10 protein-coding genes are annotated in these 12,716 nt (G+C 63.3%); 5 read left to right on the forward strand and 5 right to left on the reverse strand.

Annotated elements, in window-relative coordinates; translation table 11 throughout:
- Positions 1-6: 6 nt before the first annotated feature.
- From GXB81_RS07125 to GXB81_RS07145, 5 genes are all read left to right on the forward strand, one after another.
- Positions 7-1,092: a Gfo/Idh/MocA family oxidoreductase gene (locus GXB81_RS07125; protein ID WP_205988735.1), complete on the forward strand. Its 1,086-nt coding sequence runs from the start codon at positions 7-9 to the stop codon at positions 1,090-1,092.
- Positions 1,093-1,104: 12 nt separating this feature from the next.
- Positions 1,105-1,386 (forward strand): antibiotic biosynthesis monooxygenase, encoded by a 282-nt coding sequence (locus GXB81_RS07130; protein ID WP_205988736.1) that lies wholly within the window; start codon positions 1,105-1,107, stop codon positions 1,384-1,386.
- Positions 1,387-1,580: 194 nt separating this feature from the next.
- Positions 1,581-2,768 (forward strand): porin, encoded by a 1,188-nt coding sequence (locus GXB81_RS07135; protein ID WP_167040029.1) that lies wholly within the window; start codon positions 1,581-1,583, stop codon positions 2,766-2,768.
- 91 nt (positions 2,769-2,859) lie between these two features.
- Positions 2,860-4,176 (forward strand): 3-oxo-tetronate kinase, encoded by a 1,317-nt coding sequence (gene otnK / locus GXB81_RS07140; protein WP_205988737.1) that lies wholly within the window; start codon positions 2,860-2,862, stop codon positions 4,174-4,176.
- A gap of 332 nt (positions 4,177-4,508) precedes the next feature.
- Positions 4,509-6,056: an altronate dehydratase family protein gene (locus GXB81_RS07145; RefSeq protein ID WP_205988738.1), complete on the forward strand. Its 1,548-nt coding sequence runs from the start codon at positions 4,509-4,511 to the stop codon at positions 6,054-6,056.
- A 135-nt stretch (positions 6,057-6,191) separates the two neighbouring features.
- On the opposite strand, the gene GXB81_RS07150 is transcribed toward GXB81_RS07145, so the two are convergent.
- From GXB81_RS07150 to GXB81_RS07170, 5 genes are all read right to left on the reverse strand, one after another.
- Positions 6,192-7,145, reverse strand: a complete 954-nt coding sequence (locus tag GXB81_RS07150; RefSeq protein ID WP_241016269.1) for a 2-hydroxyacid dehydrogenase — start codon at positions 7,143-7,145, stop codon at positions 6,192-6,194.
- A gap of 3 nt (positions 7,146-7,148) precedes the next feature.
- Positions 7,149-8,456 (reverse strand): MFS transporter, encoded by a 1,308-nt coding sequence (locus GXB81_RS07155; protein WP_205988739.1) that lies wholly within the window; start codon positions 8,454-8,456, stop codon positions 7,149-7,151.
- Positions 8,457-8,551: 95 nt separating this feature from the next.
- A complete protein-coding gene (locus GXB81_RS07160; RefSeq protein ID WP_205988740.1) occupies positions 8,552-9,502 on the reverse strand; it encodes a dihydrodipicolinate synthase family protein in 951 nt (316 codons plus the stop codon).
- A gap of 231 nt (positions 9,503-9,733) precedes the next feature.
- The gene (locus GXB81_RS07165; RefSeq protein ID WP_205988741.1) at positions 9,734-11,491 is read right to left on the reverse strand and encodes an IlvD/Edd family dehydratase; all 1,758 of its coding nucleotides are present in this window, start codon (positions 11,489-11,491) and stop codon (positions 9,734-9,736) included.
- Positions 11,492-11,674: 183 nt separating this feature from the next.
- Positions 11,675-12,550 carry a LysR substrate-binding domain-containing protein gene (locus GXB81_RS07170; protein WP_205988742.1) on the reverse strand — a complete coding sequence of 292 codons (876 nt, stop codon included), beginning with the start codon at positions 12,548-12,550 and terminating at the stop codon, positions 11,675-11,677.
- Between the last annotated feature and the right edge of the window lie 166 nt (positions 12,551-12,716).

A 12,716-nucleotide genomic window follows, 5' to 3' on the forward strand; every position in this document is an offset into this window, starting at 1 on the left:
TCCGACATGTCAGTCTCCAAACCGTCCTGGCGCGTCGCCGTTATCGGCGCAGGCTATTTCAGCCAGTTTCATCTCGCTGGATGGACCGCACTCCCGAATGTTGAAGTCGTCGGCATTTGCGACATGGACACAGCAAAGGCCGAAGCGATGGCTGCGCGATATAACGTGGCGCAGACCTTCGGGAGCATTGATGAACTGCTGGACAAAGCGCGCCCCGATCTCGTCGACATCGTGACGGCGCCCACGAGTCACGCGGCGATACTCGATGCGACGCTGGAGCGCCGACTGGCGACGATCTGCCAGAAGCCGTTCTGCACCGACTTCTGGCAGGCGGAGCACATGGCCGAGCGGGCTCAGGGCGCCGGTGTACCTGTCGTCGTGCACGAGAATTTCCGGTTCATGCCGTGGTTCCGCGAAGTAAAGCGTCTTCTGGATCAAGGCATGTTGGGCCAGCCCTACAGCGTGAATTTCCGCCTGCGTCCCGGGGATGGGCAAGGATCGATAGCCTACATGGCGCGGCAACCGTACTTTCAGCAGATGCCCCGGTTCATGGTCAAGGAAACGGCCGTGCATTTCATCGATACGTTCCGCTTCCTGTTCGGTGAAGTCTCCGGTGTGTACGCCAGATTGAGGCGTCTGAATCCGGTTATCAAGGGGGAAGATGCCGCGATCATCTGTCTGGAGTTTCCGGACAACACGATCGGACAGTTCGACGGCAACCGTCTGGTGGATCATGTCTGCGAAAACCCTCGGCGAACCATGGGGGAAATGTGGCTGGAGGGTTCCGCGGGAGTGCTTCGGTTGGACGGCTACGCGAGGTTATGGTTCAAGCCGCATGGTCAGACCGAGGTCGAGCACGTCTATGATCGAGGCTCGGAGGTCGAATTTGGTGGAGGGGCATGCGGCCGTCTGCAGGCACATGTCATCGATGCACTCGAGAAGGGGCATCGACCTGAAAATACCGCATCGGACTACCTTGCCAATCTTCTGGTTCAGGAGGCGGTGTACCACTCGCATCTAAACGGCTGTCGCGTCGACATGGCGACGTTCCGGCCGAGCCGGGATTTGGCGTCCACCTCTCTTTTCGGGTAATGAGCGATGTATGTGATTACAGTTTCATTGAATGTGAAGGAGATGCATCACACGGAGTTTTTGCGCGAAATGCTGCTCAACGCGCGGCAATCGCGTGATCTCGAACCGGGTTGCCGCCGGTTCGATGTAGCTGCTTCGGTCGACGACACATGCTCGGTTTTCCTTTACGAGCTCTATGAAAGCGAAGCCGATTTCGAAGCGCATCTTCGCATGGAACACTATCGCCGGTTCGACGAAGCAACGAGGGACTGGATTACCTCGAAGGTCGTCAACAGGTTCCATCTTTGCGATTGATGGCCGGTCCGGCCTGATTTCGTCGTAGAAGTTCCACGCAACTGATATTGACCTGGGTTCTGCGCCTGCCAGGCAATCGCATGTCTATTGAATAGGATTGCTACTCGTAATAAGTATTTTGGAGTCTTGATTTTTAATGAATCAGGATATTTTTCTGTCTGTGAACCAGCTGAAATAGCGGAAACGCAAAGCAAATGAAAAAAAGACAATATTGGAGACTTCTTCCTCTCGTCATCGCAATCTCGTCGGGCGGTGCTTTCGCGCAAAGCAGCGTCACGCTCTACGGCATTGCGGACGCGGGGCTGACCTATGTTTCGAACTCGAAAGGATCAACGCTGTATTCGCTGACGAGCGGGAACTATGGTGCAGGACGATGGGGGTTCCGTGGCGTCGAGGATCTCGGTGGCGGACTGAAGACCCTGTTCACACTCGAATCGGGGTATAGCCTCGTGAACGGCACCATGGGGCAGAACGGGACATTGTTCGGTCGGCAGGCATTCGTGGGTATCGACTCGAATTACGGAACTGTTCTGTTCGGACGTCAGTATTCCAGTGCGTCGATTGCTGTTGGGCCGATCGAGTCGGGGCAGGACTGGGCGGCACCTGGGGCGCAATACGGCGCCCATCCGGGCGACGTCGACAATCTCGACAACAATAGCCGCATCAACAACGCCATCAAGTTTCTGAGCAGGAACTACAACGGCTTCAGCTTTGGCGGTGTCTATAGTCCCGGCGGCGTGGCGGGCGATTTCTCCCGCAACCAGATCTGGGACCTGAGCGCGTCGTATACGAACGCGTCGTTGCGAGTGGCGGTTGGTTATCTGTATGTCAACGATCCGAACTATTCGCTATGGGGAAACAAGGCGAACGACAGTAAAACCGGAAACAATATCTCGAGCCCGATTTTTAGCGGCTATGCATCCGCCGCGTCCCAGCGGATATTGTCCGCGGGGGCCAGTTATACGATCGGTTCCGCGACGCTTGGCGCCGTGTATAGCAATACCCAGTTTCGCGATCTCGGCAGCGTGAGTGTGGCCGGTTTGAACACCGCCGCAAGCGGCTACCACGGCAATGCCATATTCAATATCGGCGAAGTGAACTTCAAGTACCAGGTGACACCGGCTCTGCTGCTCGGCGTCTCCTATGCCTATACGCATAACAGCGGCGCGAGCGGTTTGGGCAGTGCGCGTTATCAGCAGGAAAACGTCGGTGCCGTGTACAGCCTTTCGAAGCGTACGTCGCTCTACGCGATACTCGTTCACCAGAACGCGAGCGGAACGGATTCCACGGGCGGTCGTGCGGTAGCCGCTATCCAGGGGACGACCCAGTCGTCCACGGGTTCGCAGACGCTTGTCACGATGGGGCTTACGCAGCGCTTCTGAGAGGCGCGGACAGGCACGAATCGGCGCCGCTCAGCCGGCGCCGGCTTTGCGAGAACGGCAACCTATTCCCTTTATTCAATAGAGATCAACGATGGCAACTGAAAGTCGACCGGGACCGCTGCTTGGCTGTATTGCCGATGATTTCACCGGCGCGACGGACCTTGCGAACATGCTCGTGCGCGGCGGCATGCGTACGGTGCAGACGATCGGTGTGCCTGCCGCCGGCATGCACATTGAAGCAGACGCGCTGGTCGTGGCGCTCAAGTCACGCACGGTATCCGCCGGCGATGCGCTCGCGCAGTCGCTCGCTGCGCTCGAATGGCTGCGGGCGCAAGGGTGCGGCCAGTTCTTCTTCAAGTATTGCTCCACGTTCGATTCGACGGATACGGGCAACATTGGTCCCGTAGCCGAAGCGCTGCTCGATGCGCTGTCTGTGCATGGAGAAGCGCCGTTTGCCATTGCATGTCCCGCGTTTCCGGAGAATGGCCGCACGATTTATCGCGGACATCTGTTCGTTGGCGACGTGCTGCTGAACGAGTCCGGCATGGAGAACCATCCGCTCACGCCCATGACCGACGCGAATCTCGTACGCGTGTTGCAGGCGCAGGCGAAGCACAAGGTCGGGCTCGTGCGTTACGACGCGGTGGCGAAAGGTGCCGACGCGGTGCGCGCGGCAATCGCGGCGCTCAAACGCGACGGCGTACGCATGGCGATTGCCGATGCGGTATCGGACGCCGATCTCCATACACTCGGCGAAGCCTGCGCGGACCTGCCGCTGATTACGGGCGGCTCGGGTGTTGCTCTCGGCCTGCCCGCGAATTTCCGCCGCGCGGGTTTGCTCGAAGCCGCAGGGGACGCAGCCGCATTGCCGCTTATCGAGGGCGCTGCCGTTGTTCTGGCGGGCAGCGCATCGAAGGCGACGAACGCACAGGTTGCCGCGTGGCGCGAGTCACGGCCCGCATTCCGTATTGATCCGATGGCCGTCGCGCGCGGGGAGTCCGTCGTCGATAAGGCGCTGGCGTTTGCACGCGAGCATATACTCGCGGCCCAGCCTCAGCCGGTGTTGATCTACGCAACGGCTTCTCCCGACGAAGTGAAGGCAACACAAGGCGCGTTGGGCGTGATGGAAGCGGGGCATCTGGTCGAACGTACGCTCGCTGCGATTGCCCGCGGGTTGCATGACGTCGGCGTGCGCCGGTTCGTCGTTGCGGGCGGCGAGACGTCTGGTGCCGTGGTGCAGGCGCTCGGCGTGCAGATGCTGCGTATCGGCAGGCAGATCGATCCGGGCGTGCCCGCGACCGCGACGGTCGGTGCCGATCCGCTTGCCCTCGCACTCAAGTCGGGGAATTTCGGCAGCGTCGACTTTTTTGCGAAGGCGTTGCGTTATCTGGCTGGAGGCGCTTCATGAATGCGGCAATGGTATTGGCCGCATTGGCGTGACCAGCAACCTTCTTCTGCCAATACCACGGGTATCATCACCCGTCAGTCTGACGAAAGAGCTTTTTCCGATGTCCCGAGAGGAGAGAGTTTCTTGATGGCACGCCCACGCCGCTTCGACAACACCACCCAGTCCAACCCCACGGACAAAGCGCCACAGGTAACGGCAACTCATCGATAAAAATTTTATGCTTTGAAGAAGGCAAAGCGTACTTTCTTTAATCGCCCATTGCGACGAACATGGGCGACGAACATCAACCCTCTCGCCGCCCGCGCGTCGCTTCCTTCCCGATTGCCCCGACCATGATCTCCACTTCGAACAAGACCGTCGCCGGTCCCGTGATCCGGCTCCATCCGGACGACAACGTCGTCATCGCGCGAGTCGACATCGCAATCGGCACGCCGCTGCCGATCGACGGCATTGCCTGTCGCAGTCAGGTGCCGGCCGGCCACAAGATCGCCGCGCGCGCGATCCGCGAAGGCGAGCCGATCCGTAAGTACAACGTGGTAATCGGCTTCGCCGCGGGCGACATTGCGGCAGGCACGATGGTGCACAGCCACAACCTGACGTTCCGCGAATTCGACCGCGACTACGCATTCGGCGCCGATTACCGGCCTGTCGAGCTGCTGCCCGAGTCCGAGCGAGCGACCTTCGAGGGCATCGTGCGCGAGAACGGCGAGGTCGGCACGCGCAACTACGTCGGCATTCTCGCGACCGTCAACTGCTCGGCGACGGTTGCGCATCGCATCGCCGCGCATTTCACGCCCGAGCGGCTTGCCGCCTGGCCGAACGTCGACGGCGTGGTCGCATTCACGCATGGCATCGGCTGCGGGATGGAGATGAGCGGCGAACCGATGGCGCTGCTGCGCCGGACCATGGCGGGCTACGCGCGCCACGCGAATCTCGCGGCAGCGGTAATCGTCGGGCTCGGCTGCGAGCGTAACCAGTTGGGCGGCCTGCTCGAACAGGAAGGGCTGCAGCCCGGCTCACGGCTGCATACCTTCGTGATGCAGGAAAGCGGCGGCACGCGGCGCACGATCGAGGCCGGCATCGCCGTCGTCGAAGCGCTCCTGCCTGCCGCCAACGACGTGGTGCGCAAGACCGTGCCGGCGAGCCATCTGCGAATCGGCTTGCAATGCGGCGGCTCCGACGGTTTTTCGTCGATCACGGCGAACCCGGCACTCGGCGCCGCCGTCGATCTGCTGGTCCGTCACGGCGGCACCGCGATTCTTTCCGAAACGCCGGAAATCTACGGCGTCGAACACACGCTGACGCGGCGTGCCGTGAGCCGCGAGGTCGGAGAGAAACTGATCGAGCGCGTTCGCTGGTGGAAGGACGAATATTCGGTCGGGCGCGACGTGCAGATCAACGGCAAGGTCAGCCCCGGCAATCAGGTCGGCGGACTCGCGAACATCTTCGAGAAGTCGATCGGTTCGTCGATGAAGGGCGGCACGGGGCCGCTGATGGACGTTTATCGTTACGCGGAGCCTGTCACGGCGCGCGGTCTCGTGTTTATGGATACGCCCGGTTTCGACCCGGTGTCCGCGACCGGGCAGATTGCCGGCGGCGCGAACCTGATCGCGTTCACGACCGGGCGCGGCTCGATGTTCGGCGCGAAGCCCGTGCCGTCGCTCAAGCTCGCGACCAACACGCCGATGTATCGCCGCTTGACGGAAGACATGGACCTCAATTGCGGCGGCATTCTGGACGGTACCGCGACGATCGAAAGCACTGCGCACGAGATCTTCGAGGCGCTGCTCGCGACCGCGTCGGGCCAGCGTACCCGCAGTGAAGAACTCGGGCTTGGCGACCACGAGTTCGTGCCTTGGCAGATCGGCATCATGAGCTGACGGAAGCGATGGCGTGGTTGCGGCGGAGTGGGTGAAACCGGCAGCATGGCGAAGGAAGGCGCAACATAGGCCGACGGTTTGGATCACGCGCGCCGCGAGCGCGAATCAGCGCGGCGAATGACGCACGGCGTGCCGTCAGACCGGCGTCAGCGCCTTGCCCGTCGAGAAGAACGACGCCAGATTGTCGATCGTGAGTTGCGCCATCGCCATGCGCGTTTCGTGTGTCGCACTTCCCATATGCGGACTCAATACCACGTTCTCGAATCGGAGTAGTGCCGATTCAGGCGCGGGCTCGTGCTCGAAGACATCGAGCGCCGCGCCCGCGAGGGTGCCGTTTTCAAGCGCGAGCACGAGCGCCCGCTCGTCGACGACCGACCCGCACGCGATATTCACGAGCATGCCTGCCGAACCGAGTGCATCGAGCACGGCTGCGTCGATCAGATGACGCGTGGCATCGCCGCCTGGGCAGCTCACGATCAGAAGGTCCGACCAGCGAGCGAGTTCCACCGGCTGCGCGAACCATTGAAACGGCAGCGCCTGTTGCGTGCGGCCGAAGTACGCCAGTTCGACATCGAAGCTGGCGAGCCGCCGCGCGATTTCCCGGCCGATGCGGCCCATGCCCACGATGCCTACCCGCTTGCCGGCGAGGCTCGAACCCAGCGGAAAGGCGCCTTGTCGCCAGGCGCCCGAGCGCACGAAGCGATCGGCGTGCGGCAGTTTCCTCAGCAAGGCGAGCATGAGGCCGATCGTCAGCTCGGCAACCGCGGCGTTGAGCAGGTCGGGCGTGTTGGTGACCGCAATGCCGCGCTCGCGCGCGAACGCGAGCGGAATCCGGTCGAAGCCCACGCCGTTTGTCGCGATGATCCGAAGCGACGGCAGGCGTGCGAGGAGTGCCGTGTCGATGTCGTAGTTCGAGCGCGTGACGATCGCGCCGATCCGTTGCCGCAACGCATCGTCGGCGGCGATATCGGCGAGCGTGAACAGGTCGAGGCGTTCTTTCAGCAACGCATAGGCTACCGAAGGAAATTCGCCGATTTGCAGTACGGGCGGCAGGGTGGGGTTCGGGTCGTGCATCGGGTTTTTTATCATGGGTTACTTGTTGACGAGTCGTGCCGGGACGAAGACGAGAATCAGCAGCGCCGAGAGCGCGAGCGAAGCCGCCACGACGAACAGTCCCGAAGAAAGCGAATGCGTGAGCGTCTTCAGCCAGCCGATCACGGCCGGGCTGATAAAGCCTGCGAGATTGCCGGTACAGTTGATGAGCGCGATACCGGCGGCTGCGCCGGTGCCGCCGAGAAACGCGGTCGGCAGCGCCCAGAACATCGGCAAGGCGGTAATGACGCCCGCGGTCGCGAGCGTGAGCCCCAGCACGGAGATGACCGGCGACGCACCGGACAGCGCGCACAGCACGAAGCCGGCTCCGGCAACCAGCGCGGGCATTGCGACGTGCCAGCGGCGCTCGCGCGTATGGTCGGCGTGCCTGCCGGCCGCGATCATCGCGACGAGCGCGACGGAATACGGAATCATCGTGAGCAGGCCGATGACGAACGTGTCCTCGATGCCGGTCGAGCGCAGAATGCTCGGTTGCCAGAAACCGATCGCATACGAGCCCATCACGATGCCGAACAGAATCAGGCACATCAGATAGACGCGTGCGGATTTGAACACGGCGCGCACCGAGCCGTGCGTGTGCGTCGTGGCGTCGGCGGCGATCTCGTCGAGAATGACCTGCTTCTCGGGCGCGGAGAGCCACGTGGCGTCCGCGACGCGGTCGTCGAGATGGCGCAGAACCACGAAGCCGAGCAGCAGCGACGGCAGCGCTTCGATGATGAAGAGCCATTGCCAGCCCGCGAAGCCCCCCACGCCCTGCAACGAATGCATGATCCAGCCCGACGCGGGTCCGCCGACGAGTCCCGAGACGGGATTGCCCGCCATCAGCAACGCGACCATCCGGCCGCGCCGGTGCGAGGGGAACCAGTAAGTCAGATACAGCACCATGCCGGGAAAAAAGCCCGCTTCCGCGATGCCGAGCAGAAAGCGCACCGCGTAGAACTCCAGCGGCGTCGTGACCCATGCGGTCGCCATCGAGAGGATGGCCCACGTAATCATGATGCGCGCGATCCAGCGCCGCGCGCCGATGCGATGCAGCAGCAGATTGCTTGGCACCTCGAAGAAAAAGTAGCCGACAAAGAAGAGGCCCGCGCCGAGGCCGTAGATCGCTTCGCTCAGATGCAGCGCGTTGAGCATTTGCAGCTTCGCAAAGCCGACGTTGACGCGATCCAGATACGCGACCACGTAGCCGACGAACAGCAAGGGCATGAAGCGCAGCGCGACACGACGGAAGATCGAATCGGCGTCGTCCGTGCCTATCGAAGCGGGCAATGAGGTGCGGTAGTCCAAGGTTGCCTCCTGATGATGCGGGGCGTGCTATCGGTTTTGTGTGCTCGCGCGCCCGCCTGTTTGCAGTGTCGGTGCACGCAGTGCGTTCGGCCGGCTCAGTGCAATGCGCCGGCGTGCAACGCAAGTTGCTCCGCGTGCGGCAGGCGAAAGCCGAGGGCCGTCAAGGCGCTTTCGAGTCGTGCGCGCTGCGTGGCATCGAGTTCGACCAGCGGCGCGCGCAGCGCCGCCCAGCCTGCGTCGCCCGATTGCCACGCGATGGCCGCCTTCATCGCGGCAATCATCGGGAAGCGCTGGAACACGGCGCGGGTTTCGTCGAGGCGGCGCTGTTGCGCGGGGGCGTCGACCGCGCGCCAGTCGCGAGCCAGTTGCGCGATGGCGGCCGCATTCACGTTGCCGGTCGCGGTAATGCAGCCGGCGCCGCCTGCTTCGAGCGTGCGCAGCAGGAACGTCTCGCTGCCCGCGAATACTTCGAAGCCGGCGGCCGCGAATTCGGCGATCAGCGCCGACGTGTTGCTCCAGTCGCCCGAACTGTCCTTGATGCCGGCGATCGTCCCAGGATACGCTTTCAGCAGCCGCTCGACGAGCGAAAGACTGAGGCCGACCTGCGCAACCGGTGGGATGTGATAGAGGTAGACCTTCAGACGCGTATCGCCGACGGCATCGATAACACGCGAGTACGCACGGAACAGTCCTTCGTCGCTGACGTTCTTGTAGTAGAACGGCGGCAGCATCAGCACGCCCGCGCAGCCGCTCGCCACGGCATGCCGCGTGAATTCGATCGTATCGGGCAGCGCGCAGGCGCCGGTCCCCGGCATCATGCGCGTGGCGGGCAAGCCTGCTGCGAGCAGCGCGTCGAGCAGGCCGCGTTTTTCTCCGACCGATAGCGAGTTGGCTTCGGAGTTGGTGCCGAACACCGCGAGGTCCACGTCATGGCTCAGCAGTGCGCGGCAATGGCGTATGAAGCGTTCCGCGCTTGGCGCGCCGCTTTCGTCGAACGGTGTGACGACCGGTGAAAGCACGCGTTGAAAGTGGCTGGACGAGGTCATGAAAAGCGTCTCCGTGAGTGGCGATGAGATCGGACCAGTATCGCCGTGGGTCGACGCTCGAAGTACACGGGTGCGCTTGTTTCAAACAAAAGAAATTTTGATGTTTCGCGGACGCTTCGGACTGCGGCCGGAATAGGGCGGGGTGCTTGATCCGGAATGCATGGCATGCCGAAGCATCAACGAAAAAAAGGCCGCGCAAGGCGGCCTGCGAATGGGAACGACCCGTGTGCCCTAGCTTCGCGGCGTCACGCCACGCGTTTCGGTCGCGCGCAGAAAATCGAAATCGACGCCCTTGTCGGCCTGCGTCACCGTGTCGAAGAAGAGCTTGCGGTAGCCGCGCTCCGCGGTCGGTATCGACACGGGATGATTCGCGGCGCGCGCCGCCAGTTCCTCGTCGCTGATAAGCAGGCTGATCTCGCGCCGCGACACGCTGAGGCGGATGCGATCGCCGGTGCGGACATGAGCCAGCGGGCCGCCCACGGCGGACTCGGGCGTCACGTGCAGCACGATGGTGCCGAACGCCGTGCCGCTCATGCGGCCGTCGGAAATCCGCACCATGTCCTTCACGCCCGCGGTCGCGAGCTTGCGAGGAATCGGAATATAGCCTGCTTCCGGCATGCCCGGCGCGCCCTTCGGGCCGATGTTCTTGAGCACGAGAATGTCGTCGGCGCATACGTCGAGATCGTCGGAATCGATGCGCGCGGCGAGGTCGGCGCCATTCTCGAACACGACCGCGCGGCCTTCGTGTTCCATGAGGCCGGCATCGGCGGCCGACTGCTTGATGATCGCGCCGCCCGGCGCGAGATTGCCTTCCAGCACCGCGATGCCGCCTTGCGGATAGATCGGCCGGTCGAACGGACGCACGACGTCCTGCTCGAAGGCCGGCCCCGCGGCGTCGATTTCCTCGCCGAGCGTGCGGCCCGTGACCGTCAGCGCGTTCAGGTTCAGCAGCGGCCTGAGTTCGCGCAACAGCGTCGCCATGCCGCCGGCCTTGTGGAAGTCTTCCATGTAATGCGAGCCGGACGGTTTCAGGTCGACCAGAACCGGCGTCTCGCGGCCCATCCGGTCGAGCGCTTTCAGATCGACGTCGTAGCCCATGCGTCCGGCGATTGCCGTCAGATGGACGATGCCGTTGGTCGAGCCGCCGATTGCGAGCAGCACGCGCAGCGCGTTCTCGAATGCGTCGGCGGTGAGAATCTTCTCGATCGAAAGGCCATCGCGTGCCATCTGTACGGCCTGCGTGCCCGTCATCTCCGCGATGCGCATCCGGTCCGACGTCACCGCGGGCGGCGCTGCGCCGCCCGGCACCGTCATGCCGAGTGCTTCCGCCACGCAGGCCATCGTGCTCGCGGTGCCCATCACGGAGCAGGTGCCGACGCTCGCGACGAGCTGATTGTTGACCGCCGCGATTTCCGCCTCGTCGATCTCTTCCGCGCGAAAGCGGCCCCAGTAGCGGCGGCAGTCGGTGCAGGCGCCGACGCGCTCGCCGCGATGCGCACCCGTCAACATCGCGCCGGTGACGAGCTGAATTGCCGGAATGCCCGCCGATGCCGCGCCCATCAGCTGCGCGGGCACGGTCTTGTCGCAGCCGCCGATCAGCACGACGGCGTCCATCGGTTGCGCGCGGATCATCTCCTCGGTGTCCATCGACATCAGATTGCGCAAGTACATGCTGGTCGGCTGCGAGAACGACTCGGCGATGGAGACGGTCGGGAAGTCCATCGGCAGTCCGCCCGCGAGCATCACGCCGCGCCTGACGGCCTCGATCAGTTGCGGCGCGTTGCCGTGACACGGGTTGTAGGCGCTACCCGTATTGACGATGCCGATCACGGGCCGGTCGAGCGCGCTGTCGGTATAGCCCGCGCCCTTGATGAACGCCTTGCGCAGAAACAGCGAAAAGCCGTTGTCGCCGTAGCTCGTGAGCGATTTGCGCAGGCCGCCGGGTTGCGCGGGCGCGTCGTCGGGCTGCTTCTTGAATGTGTCGGTCATGATTGCGCTACCGTCTCGTGAAAGGATGAGGGGATACCGGTGATTATCGCCAGTGCCGGGCAGGGCGAGGTCGAACTGACGCTTGCTTCAAACGATAAAGATTCTGAGGTCCCGACGTTGCTGACCATGATCGGCCCATAATGATTTGCCCGCAACGTGTTGCCGGCGATGACCGGCTCGCGATCAAATGTTGCTCACCGATTCCGCCGCGGCGAGAAACGCCTGAACGAGGCGCAGCCGCGCCGACGAGCGCCCCCATAGCAGCCCCACGAGACGTCTCGGCGAGGCATGGGGCAACGCCCATTTCTTCAGCGACAGCCCGGCGAGTTCGCGCGATGACCAGTCCGGCACGAGCGATACGCCGAGCCCCCGGTCGACGAGCGTGGCGATCGCGCCTAGCCCGTCGAGTTCGCACCGCTGCGATGGCCTGATGCCGTGCTGGCGCAGATAGGTGTCGGCGAGTTGTCCGCCGACCACATTGCGGTCGTAGCGCAGGAACGGTTCGGTTTGCAGGGTCGTGTGCACATCGGCGACGTGCATCGAAGCGGGCGTGAGCAGGATCAGCGGCTCGCTTCTGAACGTGTGCCAGTCGCAGCTTTTCGGCAGATTGAAAAGCGGTTGCGCGATCACTGCGGCATCGAGATCGCCGCTCGTGACCTTGCGATAGAGATCGAGCGAGGTGCCCGGCTCCAGATAGAAGTCCAGGCGCGCATAACGGTTCAGCAGCAGCGCGAGCGCATCGGGGATGAGACTCGCCATCATCGTCGCCATGCCGCCCAGACGCAGTTGGCCGCCGGGTTCGTCGGCGTCCTCGATGTCCGAGCGCAGATCGCGGATGTCGTGCAGCACCGAGCGCGCCCGCGCCAGAATGCGCTCGCCGGCTTCCGTCGCGCCGACGGTGCGGCCCGAGCGGCGCACGAGCGTTGCGCCCAGTTCGGTTTCGAGCATCTTCACCCGCTGGGCGACCGCGGCCGGTGTCAGGTCGAGCCGGCGCGCGGCCTCTGCAATCGAGCCGAGTTCCACGACGAACACGAAGCTTTGCAGGTAGCGGGAATCCATCGATAGAAGTATCCGGGTTCGAAGAGGCTAAAGAATACTTCCTCGGCGGTGCGGATGTCTTCAGGACTTCAAGCGCGGCTTCGCGCCGTCACGACATCGGCAGTTGCGCCAGACTCGTCGCCGGCGCGTGCCCGGAATCGCGTTGCCTCGCGGCGTCACGATTTCG

This window comes from Paraburkholderia sp. Ac-20336 (genome assembly GCF_017105025.1).
Classification (GTDB): Bacteria; Pseudomonadota; Gammaproteobacteria; order Burkholderiales; family Burkholderiaceae; genus Paraburkholderia.